Origin of the sequence: Klebsiella sp. 10 (assembly GCF_018223925.1) — a bacterium.
GTDB classification, from domain to species: Bacteria; Pseudomonadota; Gammaproteobacteria; order Enterobacterales; family Enterobacteriaceae; genus Klebsiella; species Klebsiella pneumoniae.
This window is the reverse complement of the sequence record NZ_JAGRRB010000016.1, coordinates 105,333-123,911: the sequence shown is the minus strand read 5'-3', so window position 1 is coordinate 123,911 and position 18,579 is coordinate 105,333. Positions and strand designations below refer to the sequence as shown.

11 protein-coding genes are annotated in these 18,579 nt (G+C 55.9%); 5 read left to right on the top strand and 6 right to left on the bottom strand.

Annotation, left to right across the window (positions count from 1 at the left end; all coding sequences use genetic code 11):
* Window positions 1–6: 6 nt before the first annotated feature.
* Window positions 7–1,077, top strand: a complete 1,071-nt coding sequence (gene glpQ, locus KHQ26_RS18500) for a glycerophosphodiester phosphodiesterase (RefSeq protein ID WP_020804383.1) — start codon at window positions 7–9, stop codon at window positions 1,075–1,077.
* 463 nt (window positions 1,078–1,540) lie between these two features.
* On the opposite strand, the gene yfaE is transcribed toward glpQ, so the two are convergent.
* The 4 genes from yfaE to ubiG form a co-directional block, all read right to left on the bottom strand.
* Window positions 1,541–1,795 (bottom strand): class I ribonucleotide reductase maintenance protein YfaE, encoded by a 255-nt coding sequence (gene yfaE / locus KHQ26_RS18495; RefSeq protein WP_002913017.1) that lies wholly within the window; start codon window positions 1,793–1,795, stop codon window positions 1,541–1,543.
* On the bottom strand, window positions 1,795–2,925 hold the full coding sequence (nrdB, locus tag KHQ26_RS18490) for a class Ia ribonucleoside-diphosphate reductase subunit beta (protein WP_004140835.1): 1,131 nt from the start codon (window positions 2,923–2,925) through the stop codon (window positions 1,795–1,797). Before nrdB ends, yfaE begins: the two co-directional genes overlap by 1 nt.
* Before the next feature lie 101 nt (window positions 2,926–3,026).
* Entirely contained in the window at window positions 3,027–5,312 is a 2,286-nt protein-coding gene (nrdA, locus tag KHQ26_RS18485) for a class 1a ribonucleoside-diphosphate reductase subunit alpha (protein WP_002913016.1), read from the bottom strand.
* Between the two features lie 344 nt (window positions 5,313–5,656).
* A complete protein-coding gene (ubiG, locus tag KHQ26_RS18480; RefSeq protein WP_002913014.1) occupies window positions 5,657–6,385 on the bottom strand; it encodes a bifunctional 2-polyprenyl-6-hydroxyphenol methylase/3-demethylubiquinol 3-O-methyltransferase UbiG in 729 nt (242 codons plus the stop codon).
* Between the two features lie 146 nt (window positions 6,386–6,531).
* Between ubiG and gyrA the strand changes: the two genes are divergently transcribed.
* Both gyrA and rcsC read left to right on the top strand, forming a co-directional pair.
* Window positions 6,532–9,165 (top strand): DNA topoisomerase (ATP-hydrolyzing) subunit A, encoded by a 2,634-nt coding sequence (gene gyrA / locus KHQ26_RS18475; protein ID WP_004175036.1) that lies wholly within the window; start codon window positions 6,532–6,534, stop codon window positions 9,163–9,165.
* A gap of 131 nt (window positions 9,166–9,296) precedes the next feature.
* Window positions 9,297–12,137 carry a two-component system sensor histidine kinase RcsC gene (gene rcsC / locus KHQ26_RS18470; protein WP_004211969.1) on the top strand — a complete coding sequence of 947 codons (2,841 nt, stop codon included), beginning with the start codon at window positions 9,297–9,299 and terminating at the stop codon, window positions 12,135–12,137.
* 45 nt (window positions 12,138–12,182) lie between these two features.
* On the opposite strand, the gene rcsB is transcribed toward rcsC, so the two are convergent.
* Window positions 12,183–12,833 carry a response regulator transcription factor RcsB gene (gene rcsB / locus KHQ26_RS18465; protein ID WP_002913007.1) on the bottom strand — a complete coding sequence of 217 codons (651 nt, stop codon included), beginning with the start codon at window positions 12,831–12,833 and terminating at the stop codon, window positions 12,183–12,185.
* A 15-nt stretch (window positions 12,834–12,848) separates the two neighbouring features.
* Window positions 12,849–15,506, bottom strand: a complete 2,658-nt coding sequence (rcsD, locus tag KHQ26_RS18460) for a phosphotransferase RcsD (protein ID WP_002913006.1) — start codon at window positions 15,504–15,506, stop codon at window positions 12,849–12,851.
* Between the two features lie 770 nt (window positions 15,507–16,276).
* Here rcsD and ompK36 point away from each other — a divergent pair.
* Both ompK36 and apbE read left to right on the top strand, forming a co-directional pair.
* Window positions 16,277–17,395, top strand: a complete 1,119-nt coding sequence (gene ompK36 / locus KHQ26_RS18455; protein ID WP_004149145.1) for a porin OmpK36 — start codon at window positions 16,277–16,279, stop codon at window positions 17,393–17,395.
* Window positions 17,396–17,498: 103 nt separating this feature from the next.
* Complete coding sequence (apbE, locus tag KHQ26_RS18450; RefSeq protein WP_004180700.1) at window positions 17,499–18,551, top strand: FAD:protein FMN transferase ApbE; 1,053 nt, start codon at window positions 17,499–17,501, stop codon at window positions 18,549–18,551.
* The last annotated feature ends 28 nt before the right edge of the window (window positions 18,552–18,579 follow it).

Here is an 18,579-nt window from a genome sequence, read left to right as displayed (position 1 = left end):
GCGACGATGAACATGAAACTCACCGCGCTAATGAGCGGCATGATTTTGGCCAGTTCGGCGCTGTGCTTCAGCGCTGTCGCAGCGGAGAAAATGGTCATCGCCCACCGCGGCGCCAGCGGGTATCTGCCGGAACATACCCTGCCGGCGAAAGCGATGGCTTACGCTCAGGGGGCGGATTACCTTGAGCAAGATCTGGTGATGACCAAAGACGACCGGCTGGTGGTGTTACACGACCATTATCTCGATCGGGTGACTGACGTTGCGCAGCGTTTCCCGCAGCGGGCGCGTAAAGATGGCCGTTTCTACGCCATCGACTTTACCCTGGCCGAGATTAAGTCGTTGAAGTTTACCGAAGGTTTTGAGCCGAAAAATGGTAAGAACGTCCAAACCTATCCCGGGCGTTTCCCGATGGGCAAATCCGATTTTCGCATTCATACCTTTGAAGAAGAGATTGAGTTTGTCCAGGGGCTGAACCATTCGACGGGTAAAAATATCGGTATCTACCCGGAAATCAAAGCGCCGTGGTTCCACCATCAGGAAGGCAAAGATATTGCTGCCAGTACCCTGAAAGTGCTGAAGGAATATGGCTACACCAGCAAGCAGGATAAGGTTTATCTGCAGTGCTTTGACGCCAACGAGCTCAAACGTATCAAAAATGAGCTGGAACCGAAGATGGGGATGGATCTCAATCTGGTGCAGCTCATCGCCTATACCGACTGGAATGAAACCCAGCAGAAACAGGCAGATGGCAAATGGGTGAACTACAGCTACGACTGGATGTTCCAGCCGGGTGCGATGGCGCAGATTGCGCAGTACGCCGACGGTATTGGCCCGGATTACCATATGCTGGTGGCGGAAGGCTCAAAGCCGGGCGCGGTGAAGCTGACGGCGATGGTAAAAGAGGCGCATGCCAGCCATCTGCAGGTGCATCCGTACACCGTGCGCGCGGATCAGTTGCCGGAGTACGCCACTAACGTTAATCAGCTCTATGACCTGCTGTATCACCAGGCGGGCGTCGACGGCTTGTTTACCGATTTCCCGGATAAAGCGGTGCAGTTCCTGGACGCGAAACAGTAAAAAGCCGGGTGGCGGCTACGCCTTACCCGGCGTACGAACTGCGGTTTTGTTGACACTGTTCTCGGCGTGCAACGATTTCGACCCGGGAATAACGTTTGTTCTATGTTATTTCCTGGAAGATTGCGCTCCCGATATTTCTTCTGCGTTATGCCTTTTATAGCGCAGGGAGCGCACAGGGGGAGGCCAGTCGCCGCCTCCCCCTGTACCCCCGGGCTCCGGCCAGCAAAATCGCCGCTGCGCGGTCCCTTCGACTTATCCCTGCAGGCTTCGGGTCGGGCCGAGGTAGCGTCCATGCAAAACACGGCCCTCAGCCCGCATCCATGCGGGCTGCCCCGGCCTTCCGGGAACGTCTCAGCGATTTTGAGGCCGTCAACACCGGCAGTTTCAGCAGCCCAGGGCGGCAGTGCGTAAACGGCCGGTCCTGGAACAGTAGGTCAGGTAAGCGTAGCGCCACCTGACAAGACTACATCTCGATCTCAATATCGCCTTTCGCCCGGCAGCAGCAGGGCAAAATTTCTCCCGGCTGGATAAAGGCCAGCGGCTCGGTCAGCCAGTCAACCTGGCCGGAGACCAGACGCGTGCGGCAGGAGCCGCAGTAGCCTTCGCGGCACTGATATTCGACGTCGATATTATGCGACTCCAGCGCCGCCAGCAGGGAAGGGTGTTCATCCTGACACTCAAGGCGAGTGTCAGAGATTTTCAGGAAGATCCGCTTCATTACAGCTGGAAGTTACTCAGATCGTCGGCATCGACTTCAGAATCGATCTGGCCGACGAGATAAGAACTGACTTCCACTTCCTGCGGCGCCACCTGAACGTTGTCGGAGACCAGCCAGGTGTTGATCCATGGGATCGGGTTGGAGCGGGTCTGGAACGGCAGATCGAGGCCCACCGCCTGCATGCGGATATTGGTGATGTACTCGACGTACTGGCAGAGAATGTCTTTATTCAGGCCGATCATCGAGCCGTCGCGGAACAGGTAGTCCGCCCACTCTTTCTCCTGCTGCGCCGCCAGCACGAACAGGTCATAGCACTCCTGCTTGCACTCTTCGGCGATTTCCGCCATTTCCGGATCGTCGCTGCCGGAGCGCAGCAGGTTCAGCATATGCTGGGTGCCGGTCAGGTGCAGCGCTTCATCGCGGGCGATCAGGCGGATAATTTTGGCGTTGCCTTCCATCAGTTTGCGTTCGGCAAAGGCGAAGGAGCAGGCGAAGCTGACGTAGAAGCGGATCGCTTCCAGGGCATTAACGCTCATCAGGCACAGATAGAGTTTCTTTTTCAGCTCGCGCAGATTCACGGTCACGGTTTTGCCGTTGACGGTGTGGGTGCCTTCGCCCAGCAGATGCCAGTAGCTGGTCATCTCGATCAGCGAATCGTAATAGTGAGAGATGCCTTCCGCACGTTTCTGGATCTGCTCGTTGGTGACGATGTCGTCGAACACGGTCGCCGGGTCGTTGACGATGTTGCGGATGATGTGAGTGTACGAACGCGAGTGAATGGTCTCGGAGAAGGCCCAGGTTTCTACCCAGGTCTCCAGCTCCGGGATGGAGATCAGCGGCAGCAGCGCCACATTCGGGCTACGGCCCTGGATGGAGTCGAGCAGCGTCTGGTACTTCAGGTTGCTGATGAAAATATGTTTTTCATGTTCCGGCAGCGCCTGGTAGTCGATGCGATCGCGGGAAACGTCAACCTCTTCCGGGCGCCAGAAGAAGGAGAGCTGCTTTTCAATCAGCTTTTCAAAGATGTCGTATTTTTGCTGATCGTAGCGGGCCACGTTAACCGGCTGGCCAAAAAACATAGGTTCCAGCAGCTGATCGTTTTTCGTCTGTGAAAAAGTGGTGTATGCCATTGAAGTGAGTCCTGTTGAACTGTATTGCCCGGCAGGAATGGGTTGGCCGGGCCTACACAAACGTAGGCCGGGTAAGCGTAGCGTTACCCGGCAAAAATACCTTAGATCTTACAAGCGCCGCTTTCGCAGCCGTCGTCCTGGATGGACGGGGCCAGGTCATCCTGGGCGTCTTCAGCGCCATCACGGGTGTTGTGATAGTACAGCGTTTTGACGCCGAATTTATAGGCGTTGAGCAGGTCTTTGAGCAACTGCTGCATCGGCACTTTTCCGGACGGGAAGCGCGTCGGATCGTAGTTAGTGTTGGCAGAGATCGACTGGTCGATAAACTTCTGCATGATACCCACCAGCTGCAGATAACCGTCGTTGTTCGGCATCTCCCACAGCAGCTCGTAGGCGTTCTGCAGGTTTTCGTAATCCGGCACCACCTGGCGCAGGATACCGTCCTTGGACGCTTTGATACTCACGTGGCCGCGCGGCGGCTCAATGCCGTTGGTGGCGTTGGAGATCTGCGACGAGGTCTCGGACGGCATCAGCGCGGAGAGCGTGGAGTTGCGCAGGCCGTGGGTTTTAATGGATTCGCGCAATGCTTCCCAGTCGTAGTGCAGGGGTTCGCTGACGATGCCGTCCAGATCTTTCTTATAGGTATCGATCGGCAGGATGCCCTGCGCATAGGTGGTTTCGTTGAACCACGGGCAGGCGCCTTGCTCGATAGCCAGCTCGTTAGAGGCCTTCAGCAGATAGTACTGAATCGCTTCGAACGTTTTGTGCGTCAGGTTGTTGGCGCTGCCGTCGGAGTAGCGTTTGCCATGCTTCGCCAGATAGTAAGCGAAGTTGATCACGCCGATACCCAGCGTACGACGCCCCATCGCGCCGCGTTTAGCCGCCGGGATGGGGTAATCCTGATAGTCGAGCAGCGCATCCAGAGCACGCACCGCCAGCACCGCCAGCTCTTCCAGCTCGTCGAGGCTGTCGATAGCCCCGAGGTTGAAGGCCGACAGGGTGCACAGCGCGATTTCGCCGTTTTCGTCGTTGACATCTTCCAGCGGTTTGGTCGGCAGAGCAATCTCCAGGCACAGGTTAGACTGACGCACCGGGGCGACTACCGGATCGAACGGGCTGTGGGTGTTGCAGTGGTCGACGTTCTGGATATAGATGCGGCCGGTAGAGGCGCGCTCCTGCATCATCAGCGAGAACAGCTCAACGGCTTTAATACGCTGCTTACGAATGCTGTCGTCCTGCTCGTACTGGGTGTACAGGCGCTCAAACTCGTCCTGATCGGCGAAGAAGGCGTCATACAGGCCCGGGACGTCGGAAGGGCTGAACAGGGTAATATCGCCGCCCTTCAGCAGACGGGTGTACATCAGCTTGTTGATCTGTACCCCGTAGTCCATGTGACGAACGCGGTTGGCGTCGGTACCACGGTTGTTTTTCAGCACCAGCAGGCTTTCCACTTCCAGATGCCACATTGGGTAGAAGAGGGTTGCCGCGCCGCCGCGCACGCCGCCCTGCGAGCAGGATTTCACCGCGGTCTGGAAATGCTTGTAGAATGGAATGCAGCCGGTGTGGAAGGCTTCGCCGCCGCGGATCGGGCTGCCCAGCGCGCGAATGCGCCCGGCGTTGATGCCGATGCCGGCGCGCTGGGAAACGTATTTCACAATCGCGCTGGAGGTGGCGTTGATGGAATCCAGGCTGTCGCCGCACTCGATCAGCACGCAGGAGCTGAACTGACGGGTTGGGGTACGCACGCCGGACATGATCGGCGTCGGCAGCGAGATTTTAAAGGTGGACACCGCGTCGTAGAAACGCTTGATATAGTCCAGACGCGTTTCGCGCGGATAGTTCGAGAACAGGCAAGCGGCGACCAGAATATAGAGGAACTGCGCGCTCTCATAAATTTCGCCGGTGACGCGGTTTTGTACCAGATACTTGCCTTCCAGCTGCTTAACGGCTGCGTAGGAGAAGTTCATGTCGCGCCAGTGGTCGAGGAAACCGTCCATCTGCTGGAACTCTTCTTCCGTGTAGTCTTCCAGCAGATGATGATCGTATTTACCTTTCTCGACCATCTTCACCACGTGATCGTAGAGCGCCGGCGGCTCAAACTGACCGAAGGCTTTTTTACGCAAATGGAAAATCGCCAGACGCGCGGCGAGGTACTGGTAATCCGGTGCGTCGCGGGAGATCAGATCCGCAGCGGCTTTAATAATGGTTTCGTGGATGTCCGCGGTTTTGATGCCGTCATAGAACTGGATATGGGAGCGCAGCTCTACCTGGGAAATCGAAACGTTATTCAGTCCTTCTGCCGCCCAATCCAGTACGCGATGGATTTTGTCGAGATTGATGCGCTCGGTGGTCCCGTCGCGCTTTGTCACCAGCAGACTCTGATTCATGTGGATTTTACCTGTCCGTGAAAGAAAATATCCCCCGTTTATCCACAGAAGGCCGTTGTGACTAACTCTGTGGATAAATACTATATGTAGGGGGTTGTCGATAAAAGAAACGCTATATGGTGAGTATTTTAGTAAGGAATCTTTTGAGTACAAGGGTTGATTTTGACGTTAAATTGAGGTTGCGGAAGGGTAATAATCCGCAAGTCCACGTCGCATAAGGCCTGGAGAAGAAGTCAATAAAACAGAAAAAAAAATGAAAATTTGATCGAGTGCTGATTTCTTCATCGGAAGAAATAATCACGCGGCTTGATGCCGCGCAATCATCATAAGCGGAGGTGCTGACCTCAGTCCTGTTTGGCGGTGGTATGCAACATATAGTTAACATCAACCCCCGGCGCTAACTTGAAGGTATTGGTCAGCGGATTGTAATGCAGACCGATGATATGCTGCTCTTTCAGAGTAGTCTGATCTACCCAGCCCAGCAGCTCGGCCGGTTTGATAAACTTCTTCACATCATGAGTGCCTTTGGGCACCATCTTCATGACATATTCCGCCCCGACTACCGCCATCAGCCAGGCCTTGCCGTTGCGGTTGATGGTGGAGAAGAAGACCTGGCCGCCGGGCTTCACTAACCGCGCGCAGGCGTGTACCACCGACTGCGGGTCGGGGACGTGCTCCAGCATCTCCATGCAGGTCACGACGTCATACTGCTGCGGGTGCTTCGCGGCATGTTCCTCAACTGTTTCCTGAACATAGTCTACCTGAATACCGCTCTCCAGGGCGTGCAGCCTGGCGACCTGCAGCGGTTCGGCCCCCATGTCCAGCCCGGTGACCGTCGCGCCTTCGCGCGCCATGCTCTCGGCGAGGATGCCGCCGCCGCAGCCGACATCGAGGACTTTTTTACCGAACAGGCCGCCGGAGCGTTCGGCAATATAGCCCAGCCGCAGCGGGTTGATGCGGTGGAGCGGTTTGAACTCGCCCTCCAGATCCCACCAGCGCGAGGCGACGGCTTCGAATTTGGCGATTTCAGCATGATCGACGTTAGGGGCTACCGACGTTTTTTCGGCATTCATGGGCGCTTTTACTCCTTTTCTGTTCAGACCTGCGAGTATATCAGCAGCGCGCCATGAATAAACCGTATTGCTTTACCTCTATTAGCGCGGCTGTGTTATAATTTGCGACCTTTGAATCCGGGATACAGTAGAGGGATAGCGGTTAGATGAGCGACCTTGCGAGAGAAATTACACCGGTCAACATTGAGGAAGAGCTTAAGAACTCTTATCTGGATTATGCGATGTCGGTCATTGTTGGCCGTGCGCTGCCGGATGTCCGAGATGGCCTGAAGCCGGTACACCGTCGCGTACTTTACGCCATGAACGTATTGGGCAATGACTGGAACAAAGCCTATAAAAAATCAGCCCGTGTCGTTGGTGACGTAATCGGTAAATACCACCCGCACGGCGACTCCGCGGTATACGACACCATCGTGCGTATGGCGCAGCCGTTCTCGCTGCGTTACATGCTGGTGGACGGCCAGGGTAACTTTGGTTCCATCGACGGCGACTCCGCCGCGGCGATGCGTTATACCGAAATTCGTCTGGCGAAAATCGCTCATGAGCTGATGGCCGATCTTGAAAAAGAGACGGTCGATTTCGTCGACAACTATGACGGTACGGAGCGTATTCCGGACGTCATGCCGACCAAAATTCCTAACCTGCTGGTGAACGGCGCCTCCGGGATCGCCGTAGGGATGGCCACCAACATACCGCCGCATAACCTGACGGAAGTGATTAACGGCTGTCTGGCGTATGTTGACGATGAAGACATCAGCATTGAAGGGCTGATGGCGCATATTCCTGGCCCTGATTTCCCGACCGCCGCCATTATCAATGGCCGTCGCGGCATCGAAGAGGCCTATCGCACCGGTCGCGGTAAAGTGTACATTCGCGCGCGCGCGGAAGTGGAAGTGGACGCGAAATCCGGCCGCGAAACCATCATCGTGCACGAAATTCCGTATCAGGTGAACAAAGCGCGCCTGATCGAGAAAATCGCCGAGCTGGTCAAAGAAAAACGCGTGGAAGGCATCAGCGCGCTGCGTGACGAGTCTGATAAAGACGGGATGCGCATCGTGATTGAAGTGAAGCGCGATGCGGTAGGGGAAGTGGTGCTTAACAACCTCTATTCCCAGACCCAGCTGCAGGTCTCCTTCGGCATCAACATGGTAGCTCTGCACCATGGTCAGCCGAAGATCATGAACCTGAAGGACATCATCGCCGCGTTTGTACGCCACCGCCGTGAAGTGGTGACCCGTCGTACGATTTTCGAACTGCGCAAAGCGCGCGACCGGGCGCATATCCTCGAAGCGCTGGCCGTTGCGCTGGCCAACATCGACCCGATTATCGAACTGATCCGTCGCGCGCCGACCCCGGCAGAAGCGAAAACGGCGCTGGTTGCCCAGGCGTGGGATCTTGGTAACGTCGCGGCGATGCTGGAGCGCGCCGGGGATGACGCCGCGCGTCCGGAATGGCTGGAGCCAGAGTTCGGCGTACGCGACGGTAAATACTATCTGACCGAGCAGCAGGCTCAGGCGATTCTGGATCTGCGTCTGCAGAAACTGACCGGCCTTGAGCATGAAAAACTGCTCGACGAATATAAAGAGCTGCTGGAGCAGATCGCGGAGCTGCTGCACATTCTCGGCAGCGCCGACCGTCTGATGGAAGTGATTCGCGAAGAGCTGGAGCTGATCCGCGACCAGTTCGGCGACGAACGTCGTACCGAAATCACCGCCAACAGCGCTGATATTAACATCGAAGATCTGATCAACCAGGAAGATGTGGTGGTCACCCTGTCGCATCAGGGGTATGTGAAGTATCAGCCGCTGACCGACTACGAAGCACAGCGTCGTGGCGGTAAAGGCAAATCGGCAGCGCGCATTAAAGAAGAAGACTTTATCGACCGCCTGCTGGTGGCCAACACCCATGACACCATCCTCTGCTTCTCAAGCCGCGGCCGTCTGTACTGGATGAAGGTCTATCAGCTGCCGGAAGCCAGCCGCGGCGCGCGCGGTCGGCCGATCGTCAACCTGCTGCCGCTGGAAGCCGATGAGCGCATCACCGCCATCCTGCCGGTCCGCGAGTACGAAGAGGGCGTCAACGTCTTTATGGCGACCGCCAGCGGTACCGTGAAGAAAACCGCGCTGACCGAGTTCAGCCGTCCGCGTTCCGCCGGTATCATCGCGGTCAACCTGAACGAAGGCGATGAGCTGATCGGCGTCGATCTGACCTCTGGTCAGGATGAAGTGATGCTGTTCTCCGCGGCCGGTAAGGTTGTACGCTTCAAGGAAGACGCCGTTCGCGCCATGGGCCGTACCGCCACCGGCGTACGCGGTATTAAGCTTGCGGAAAACGACAGCGTCGTCTCGCTGATTATTCCACGCGGCGAAGGCGCGATCCTGACGGTGACGCAAAACGGTTACGGTAAACGTACCGCGGCGGCGGAGTATCCGACCAAGTCGCGTGCCACCCAGGGCGTTATTTCGATCAAAGTCACCGAGCGTAACGGTTCCGTGGTCGGCGCCGTGCAGGTGGATGACTGCGATCAGATCATGATGATCACCGACGCCGGGACGCTGGTGCGTACCCGCGTTTCCGAAGTGAGCATCGTGGGCCGTAACACCCAGGGCGTGATCCTCATCCGCACCGCGGAAGATGAAAACGTGGTGGGTCTGCAGCGCGTGGCTGAGCCGGTGGATGATGAAGAGCTGGATGCCATCGACGGTAGCGCGGCGGAAGGCGATGACGATATCGCCCCGGAAGCAGATACCGATGACGATGTCGCCGAAGACGAAGAATAATCGTCCGAGGTAAATGTTCTGGAAGGGCCGGGTATTTTCCCGGCCCTTTTTGCATTAACATTGCGGCAAAGCCGGTTTACCGCTACCTTAACCGCATTCTGTTGAGTCCCTGACGGCCGAGCATCGCCACATTGAAATATCTTGCCTCTTTTCATACAACCCTGAAGGTTTCACGTTATCTGTTCAGAGCGCTGGCGGTATTGCTGTGGCTGCTTATTGCGTTTGTCTCTGTGTTTTATATCGTCAACGCGCTGCACGAGCGGGAAGCCGAAATCCATCAGGAGCTTAATCTCAACGCCGATCAGGCCCAGCGCTATATCCAGCGTACCGCGGATGTAATGAAAGAGCTGAAGTATGTCGCCGGTAATCGCTTGTCGGCAGGGGACGCGGTAGCGCAAGGGCAAAACGGCGATATGGCGGTGCCCAACTTTGAACCCCTGTACCCCGATTCCGACTGCAGCGCGATGAGCGCCACCTGGCGTAATTCGCTGCAGTCGCTGGCATGGTTTATGCGCTACTGGCGGGATAATTTTACTGCCGCCTACGACCTTAACCGCATCTTTCTCATCGGCAGCGATAACCTCTGCATGGCCAACTTTGGCCTGCGGGACGTGCCGATTGAGCGCGATCAGGCGCTGAAAGTCCTGCATCAGCGCATAGAGCAATATCGCAACGCGCCGCAAAACGAGCGCGGCAACAACCTGTTCTGGATAAGCCAGGGCGTTCGCCCCGGGGTGGGCTATTTTTACGCCCTGACGCCGGTCTATATGGCCAATCGCCTGCAGGCGATGCTGGGCGTGGAGCAGACCATCCGCATGGAAAGCTTCTTTACGCCGGGCAGCCTGCCGATGAGCGTGACGATCTTTGACGATAACGGGCAGCCGCTGATTTCGCTGGCCGGTGCGGAAGGTAAAATCCAGAGCGAAGCGAAGTGGATGCAGGAGCGGATGTGGTTTGGCTACAGTTCGGGTTTCCGCGAGCTGGTGCTGAAAAAAAGCCTCTCGCCGTCCTCCCTGAGCATCGTCTATTCCGTCTCGGTGGATCAGGTGCTGGAGCGGATCCGTATGCTGATCATCAATGCTATCGTTCTTAATATCCTCAGCGGCGCGATGCTGTTCGCGCTGGCGCGGATGTATGAGCGGCGCATTTTTATCCCCGCGGAGAATGACGCCCAGCGCCTGGAAGAGCACGAGCAGTTCAACCGCAAAATTGTGGCTTCTGCCCCGGTAGGGATCTGTATTCTGCGCACTGCCGACGGGACCAATATTCTCAGTAATGAACTGGCGCACAACTACCTGAACATGCTGACCCACGAGGACCGCCAGCGGCTGACGCAGATCATCTGCGGCCAGCAGGTCAATTTTGTCGACGTGCTGACCAGCAACCATACCAACCTGCAGATTAGCTTTGTTCATTCACGCTATCGCAATGAAAACGTCGCCATTTGCGTGCTGGTGGACGTTTCCGCCCGCGTGAAAATGGAGGAGTCGCTGCAGGAGATGGCCCAGGCGGCGGAGCAGGCCAGCCAGTCGAAATCGATGTTCCTGGCGACCGTTAGCCATGAGCTGCGTACCCCGCTGTATGGCATCATCGGTAACCTCGATCTGCTGCAGACCAAAGCGTTGCCGAAAGGCGTCGATCGCCTTGTGACGGCGATGAACAACTCCTCCAGCCTGCTGCTGAAAATCATCAGCGATATTCTTGATTTCTCGAAAATCGAGTCCGAGCAGTTGAAGATCGAGCCGCGGGAGTTCTCTCCGCGCGAAGTCATGAACCATATCTCCGCTAACTATCTGCCGTTGGTGGTGCGCAAGCAGCTGGGCCTGTACTGCTTTATCGAGCCGGACGTTCCGGAACAAATGTCCGGCGACCCGATGCGCCTGCAGCAGGTGATCTCAAATCTGCTCAGCAATGCGATAAAGTTCACCGATACCGGCTGTATTGTCCTGCACGTCCAGTGCGCGGGGGATTATCTGCAGATTAGCGTTCGCGACACTGGAGAGGGGATCCCGGCGAAAGAGGTATTGCGCCTCTTCGATCCTTTCTTCCAGGTGGGGACCGGCGTGCAGCGCAATTTTCAGGGCACCGGCCTTGGCCTGGCGATCTGTGAAAAACTGATCAGCATGATGGATGGCGATATTGCTGTCGAAACCGAGCCGGGGATGGGTAGCCGCTTTACCATCCGTATTCCTCTGTATGGCGTGCAGAATACCTCACCGGTGAGCAGAGACGGTTTCGCTGGCAAGACCTGCTGGTTGGCGATTCATAACACTTCGCTGGCGATGTTCGTCACCTCGCTGCTCAGCTACCACGGCCTGACGGTCCGCCGCCATGCCGGCGAAACGCCGGGCGCCGAGGATGTCTTACTCACTGACGATGAGGCGCTGAGCGGATGGCAGGGAAGGGCCATAGTCATCTTCTGTCGCCGTCATATCGGTATTCCGCAGGAGCGGTCCGCCGGCGAATGGCTGCACAGCGTGACGACTCCCCACGAACTGCTGCCGCTGCTGGGGCGTATTTTCCATGTTGCGCTCGCCAGTGCGGAAAATAGCCCGGCGCTGATGGCCCCGGAGGCGCAGGCCGGCAATAACGACGACATGATGATCCTCGTGGTCGACGATCACCCGATCAACCGCCGCCTACTGGCGGATCAGCTGGGTTCGCTCGGCTACCAGTGCGTGACCGCGAACGACGGGATCGACGCGCTCAACGTCCTCAGCAAGCAGCACATCGATATCGTGCTCAGCGACGTCAACATGCCTAATATGGATGGTTATCGCCTGACGCAGCGCATTCGTCAGCTTGGCCTGACGCTGCCGGTGATTGGCGTAACGGCCAATGCCCTGGCGGAAGAGAAGCAGCGCTGTCTGGAATCGGGGATGGACAGTTGTCTGTCCAAGCCGGTCACCCTCGACGTACTGAAGCAAACGCTGACGGTATATGCGGCGCGGGTGCGTAAAGGGCGGGAATAATGGGGAGCTCCGTCTCGCCGGGGCGAGACGGAGAGGGCGAAGAGATTACTCTTTGTCCGTCGCGCTCAGCGAGACGGAAGAGAGGTAGTTCAGCAAGGCGATGTCGTTTTCGACGCCCAGCTTCATCATCGCCGATTTCTTCTGGCTGCTGATGGTTTTAATGCTGCGATTAAGCTTTTTGGCGATCTCGGTTACCAGGAAACCTTCGGCGAACAGGCGCAGTACTTCGCTCTCTTTCGGCGACAGGCGTTTATCGCCATAGCCGCTGGCGCTGATTTTTTCCAGCAGGCGAGAGACGCTTTCCGGGGTGAATTTCTTCCCTTTCTGCAGCGCGGCCAGCGCTTTTGGCAGGTCGGTCGGCGCCCCCTGCTTGAGGACGATCCCTTCGATATCCAGATCCAGCACCGCGCTGAGGATCGCCGGATTGTTGTTCATGGTCAGAACAATGATCGACAGATCCGGGAAGTGGCGCTTGATGTATTTAATCAGCGTGATCCCGTCGCCGTATTTGTCACCGGGCATGGACAGATCGGTGATCAGCACATGGGCGTCCAGCTTCGGAAGATTGTTGATAAGGGCCGTGGAGTCTTCAAACTCGCCAACGACGTTCACCCACTCAATTTGCTCAAGTGACTTACGAATACCGAACAGTACGATCGGATGGTCATCGGCAATAATTACGTTCATAGTGTTCATGTATAAGGCTACCTTCTACAGCAAGCTCTTGACGTAAGCGTCAATGTCGCTGATATATTTTTCTATGCCTTGCGCATCCTTTTCGCGAATCAGATGCTCAAGCGTTTCACATAACTGCTTGCCGGGTATCAGATTAAGCATAGCAAATGCCCCTTTGAGGCGGTGGGCGGTTTGCGCCAGAGCAGCAAAATCGCCCGCTTCGATTTCAGTATACAATCTCTGAACATCATCCGGTACCGTATCGGCAAACAGTGCGTAATAGCCGCTGGCATGGAGTTCGGCGTTACTCTCGTTTCCTGAGGTGACGGGCTGAACCGCCTCCTCCGCCAGCTGCTGCTCAATAAGCTGCAGGATAGCCTCCTGCATCGCCGTGCTAATATTAAAGTTGACCCGCAGTTGGCCCGGGCCGATCTTGCGTATCCCGACCTCATCATCGCTTAAAAGCAAGCCTGAAGCAGTAAGATTAGACGGATTATCCGTTAAATAAAGATCAAAGGCTTGACTGGTCGCCCGATCGTCCGGTGTGATGCAGGACGCTCCCCAGCTCTCCAGCTGGCGAGTGACAATCCGCCGCACTTCGCTGGAAGTCACATCCAGCAGGACGATAACGTCATCCAGCAAATGCTCTCCCGCCTCTGGCGCCTCTTCGCTAGCCGGCATTTTCAGATGCAGGGTATAGCGCGTCCCCAGCGACTCCCGGGCTTTAATGGTCAATTGCCCGCCCAGCTTGCGCGTCATGCGGTCGCATAGCCAGAAGGTAAGGGCGTTTGCTTTGCCGTACAGGTCGCTCTGGGTCTCGTTGAGATACGGGAAGTGCATATTGTCGATCTCGTTTGCCGAGACGCCGTTGCCGGTATCCAGAATGCGGAAGGTCAGGCGATCGCTGGCCGACTCATCCTGACAGACGTCGAGGGTGATCTTGCCGATAGGCGTGGTGGTCACTGAATACTGGATTAACAGCACCAGCGTGCGCCGCAGAGCTTCACGGTCGCCATAGCGCTGCTCGCCGGCCGGGAGCGCATTGTTGATGAGCAGCTGCAGACCCTTGCGTTTCATCGCCGGCAGCACTTCCGGCACGACGTCGTCAATAAGCTCCTGCACCGAGAACAACGTCTGGTTGGTTTTCCAGGCATCGCTTTCCAGCAGATTGGCGAGCTGAATGTCATCGATGAGTTTGACCAGCTCATCGGCATGCTGGGCCAGCGTCCGATTCTCTGTACTACTGAGCGCCGCCGCCTCTGCCGCCAGCGTCAGCGCGGGCTGCTTCAGGGCGCTGCCGATGTGCTGCATAAAGGCCGCCCGTCCCTGCTGGTTTTTCTCATACAAGCGCTGGGCCTGCTTGAGCTTTTTATTGACCAGCACTTCGCGGTCCTGATCACGGATGATCAGGATCTGGGTGCGCGGCGCTACCTGGCTGCGATACTGGCGGATTTCATACTGCTCATTATTGACGGTGGCCTGAATTACCCCCTGATGCTGGTCCGCCATATTGGTGATGTTCTGCAGATTCAGGTGCGGAAGCAGATGGTCGGCAATTGGATTGCTGATAACCGTTCGGTTGGCTTCCTGATCGTGAACGAGCAGCCCCAGCGGCAGCAGAGAAACAATCTCTTCGTTAATGGCGCGCAGCAGACGCAGTTCGCTGTTGGCGGCGGAGGGGAGCCCGGCGCCAGACGAATGGCTGCGTCCTTTATAGTGGCGAAAGGTGGTAAAACCAAACAGCGCCAGCGCCAGCAGACCAATGTTGAGCAGCAGCGGCAGAAGAATGTTCTGCATGGACTCCAGCAGCATGGTGCTCATTGGTACCGTCCACAGCAACTGCATACCGGTAGTGCTGATGTCGGTGGCGATGTCAATCTGCATGCCGTTAAAGGTGATCCCGATATGATCGGCGCTCTCTTTATCCGGCGTGGTGGCGAGATTTTGCGACGGGTCAGGCTCAATACGGAAGCTGTCGATGGTCATGCCGGGCGGGATCAGATCGTTAATCGGCAGGTCGAAGGCGACCACCGTGGCAAGGTGTCCGGGCTGGTTGAAGGTGGTGCGTAACGTAAAATAGTGCGCGTTCTGCCAGGCGAGATGGCGCAGCGGCGAGAACGTCTCGCGCTCATCAAGGGTATTAGCCTGCAGCAGCATTTCCGCGCGCCGTGACTCCACGACGCTGCTGATCGTTGACTCTTTGAAGCTCGAAGAGAGGTCCTTCAACGGCAGGGTGGAGACCAGGATCAGACTATTGTCCAGGCCGTTGAGATAGTACATCGACCACGGAATGGTCTCCGCGCCCCACAAAATATCGAGATAATCGGACATTTTCTGCGTCATTTCGAGGGTGGAGCTGTCATGGGACCCAAAGATCAGGGCTTCGGTTTTACGCCGGGGTTTCTCCAGGTAGTAAACGTCCTGTTTTAAACGCGTCTCCTGCAGACCGCCGCTTGCGGTGTTGACTGAGGTGGCGGCGATATTGTCGTAGATCTGCCAGGTGGCATAGCGCCAGGCGTCAATGCGCTGGTGCAGAGCGTGGGAGACATCAACCACCTGATAGCTTTTCTCCTTCAGCCAGGCATTGACGGCGCTTTGGATCATCACCCCCATTGTCGCCAGCAGGACAATAACCATCAAAATGAAGAAGCGGCTGATGTTGCCGGGGATCAGGGAGAATTTTTTCGGGGTCATTTGTGGCTGAACGACTCATCATTGTTTGTAAACAGGATGTAGCGCCAGAGTAACTGGCAACAAAGCAGATGCTGCTGGCAGTATAAAGGCTAATGGCGTAAATCCATACTACAGATTGGCGCCAGCGGTGCGATGCCGCCCAGGAATTATCTTAGAAACGAAGCGTAAATGAAACCGCGCCGGGAAGGTTAACCGGCGACGATATTGACGGAAACAAAAGGGAAGAATCGCACGAAATAACAAGACATTGGCAGAATATGCACCACTGATGGCCTAATTGATTGATTAATAGTCGTTAGGGAATCATTAGCCGTAGCACAGATAAATTAAAGTTGTGTAAAGAAGGGTAAAAAAAACCGGATGCGAGGCATCCGGTTGAAATAGGGGTAAACAGACATTCAGAACTGAATGACGGTAATAAATAAAGTTAATGATGATAGCGACTCTTATTTTAGCCACCAATGATCATTTTGTTTTACCATTCAGTGCTATAGATATGTTGTCGTCTATCACTTTGATTATAAAAGGTTAAATATTTTTTTTGATGATTAGTGCGTATTTCCCTGACCATTTTGCGGTGAAAAAAGTTCCGCTGAATTTACAAATTGAAACATCTTGTGGGAACTTTGAAACATCTTAGAAGTTTTAGTATCATATTCTTGTTGGATTATTCTGCATTTTGCAGCACAATGAAATAGCCGACTGATTAGAAGGGTAATCAGTAAGCAGTGGCATAATAAAAGGCATATAACAAACAGAGGGTTAATAACATGAAAGTTAAAGTACTGTCCCTCCTGGTACCGGCTCTGCTGGTAGCAGGCGCAGCAAATGCGGCTGAAATTTATAACAAAGACGGCAACAAATTAGACCTGTACGGTAAAATTGACGGTCTGCACTACTTCTCTGACGACAAGAGCGTCGACGGCGACCAGACCTACATGCGTGTAGGCGTGAAAGGCGAAACCCAGATCAACGACCAGCTGACCGGTTACGGCCAGTGGGAATACAACGTTCAGGCGAACAACACTGAAAGCTCCAGCGATCAGGCATGGACTCGTCTGGCATTCGCAGGCCTGAAATTTGGCGACGCGGGCTCTTTCGACTACGGTCGTAACTACGGCGTAGTATACGACGTAACGTCCTGGACCGACGTTCTGCCGGAATTCGGCGGCGACACCTACGGTTCTGACAACTTCCTGCAGTCCCGTGCTAACGGCGTTGCAACCTACCGTAACTCTGATTTCTTCGGTCTGGTTGACGGCCTGAACTTTGCTCTGCAGTATCAGGGTAAAAACGGCAGCGTCAGCGGCGAAGGTACTTCTCCGACCAACAACGGTCGTGGCGCTCTGAAACAGAACGGTGACGGCTTCGGTACCTCTCTGACCTATGACATCTATGATGGCATCAGCGCTGGTTTCGCGTACTCGCACTCCAAACGTAACGGCGATCAGAATCGTTTGGATAAAGGCCGTGGCGACAACGCTGAAACCTACACCGGTGGTCTGAAATACGACGCCAACAACATTTACCTGGCGACTCAGTACACCCAGACCTACAACGCAACTCGTTTCAGCGGCAACGGAGAATCTGATTCTATTAGCGGTTTTGCTAACAAAGCACAGAACTTCGAAGTGGTTGCTCAGTACCAGTTCGACTTCGGTCTGCGTCCGTCCGTAGCTTACCTGCAGTCTAAAGGTAAGGACATCGAAGGTTACGGCGACCAGGACCTGCTGAAATATGTTGACGTTGGCGCGACCTACTACTTCAACAAAAACATGTCCACCTATGTTGACTACAAAATCAACCTGCTGGACGAAAACGATTTCACTCGTCGCGCTGGTATCTCTACCGACGACGTGGTTGCACTGGGCCTGGTTTACCAGTTCTAAGTTGCAAGCTGCATAACAAAAAGGCGCCTCTGGCGCCTTTTTTTATGTCCGGTTTAACCTCGCTGGTATACTCTTGTCGCCCTGGTAAGAGGAGCCTCGATTAATGGATATGACTTTCTTTCGCGCCGCGCTGCTGGGCGCCTGCGTTCTGCTCTCTGGCTGCGATTCAGCTACCACTCCTGCGACCCCCACCGCGACGGCCACCGTGCTGGATGGCAAAACGATGGGCACCTTCTGGCGGGTCAGCGTCATTGGCGTGGATGAAGCAAAGGCCCAGGCGTTGCGCGCCAAGGTTCAGGCCCAGCTGGACGCCGACGATCGCCTGCTGTCGACCTGGAAAAACGACTCCGCGCTGATGCGCTTCAATCATGCCGCCACTACCGAACCCTGGCCGGTGAGCGAAGCGATGGCGGATATCGTCACCCTGTCGCTGCGGATTGGCGCCAAAACGCACGGCGCGATGGATATTACCGTGGGGCCGCTGGTCAACCTGTGGGGCTTTGGCCCGGATAAACAGCCGGTCACCACCCCGGATGCCGAGGCGATAGCCGCGGCGAAGGCGCGCACCGGCCTGCAGCATCTGCAGGTTATTAATCAGAGCGGCAGGCAGTTCCTGCAAAAAGATATTCCCGATCTGTTTGTCGACCTCTCCACCGTGGGGGAAGGCTATGCCGCCGACCACCTCGCGCGGTTGATGGAGCAGGAGGGGATCTCCCGCTATCTGGTGTCGGTGGGCGGGGCGCTGGTCAGCCGCGGGATGAATGGCGAAGGCAAGCCCTGGCGGGTAGCGATCCAGAAACCGACCGACCGCGAAAACGCCGTTCAGGCGATTGTCGACATCAATGGTCACGGCATCAGCACCTCCGGCAGCTATCGCAACTACTATGAACTCGATGGCAAACGCATCTCGCACGTTATCGATCCGCAGACCGGGCAGCCGATAACCCATAAGCTGGTCTCCGTGACCGTCATTGCGCCAACGGCGCTGGAGGCGGACGGCTGGGATACCGGACTGATGGTGCTGGGGCCGGAAAAAGCGCAGCAGGTGGTGCGCGAGGAGGGGCTGGCGGTCTACATGATCGTTAAAGAAGGAGAGGGTTTTAAAACCTGGATGTCGCCGCAGTTCCGCACTTTCCTTGTCGGCGAGAAAAATTAAAAAGCAAGATTGCGGGTTTTTTACTGCG

Coding starts and splice junctions, on each gene's coding strand:
- ubiG (WP_002913014.1), bottom strand. CDS start 6,385: ATGAATGCCGAAAAAACGTCGGTAGCCCCTAACGTCGATCATGCTGAA.
- nrdB (WP_004140835.1), bottom strand. CDS start 2,925: ATGGCATACACCACTTTTTCACAGACGAAAAACGATCAGCTGCTGGAA.
- apbE (WP_004180700.1), top strand. CDS start 17,499: ATGGATATGACTTTCTTTCGCGCCGCGCTGCTGGGCGCCTGCGTTCTG.
- ompK36 (WP_004149145.1), top strand. CDS start 16,277: ATGAAAGTTAAAGTACTGTCCCTCCTGGTACCGGCTCTGCTGGTAGCA.
- rcsB (WP_002913007.1), bottom strand. CDS start 12,833: ATGAACACTATGAACGTAATTATTGCCGATGACCATCCGATCGTACTG.
- yfaE (WP_002913017.1), bottom strand. CDS start 1,795: ATGAAGCGGATCTTCCTGAAAATCTCTGACACTCGCCTTGAGTGTCAG.
- rcsD (WP_002913006.1), bottom strand. CDS start 15,506: ATGACCCCGAAAAAATTCTCCCTGATCCCCGGCAACATCAGCCGCTTC.
- gyrA (WP_004175036.1), top strand. CDS start 6,532: ATGAGCGACCTTGCGAGAGAAATTACACCGGTCAACATTGAGGAAGAG.
- glpQ (WP_020804383.1), top strand. CDS start 7: ATGAACATGAAACTCACCGCGCTAATGAGCGGCATGATTTTGGCCAGT.
- nrdA (WP_002913016.1), bottom strand. CDS start 5,312: ATGAATCAGAGTCTGCTGGTGACAAAGCGCGACGGGACCACCGAGCGC.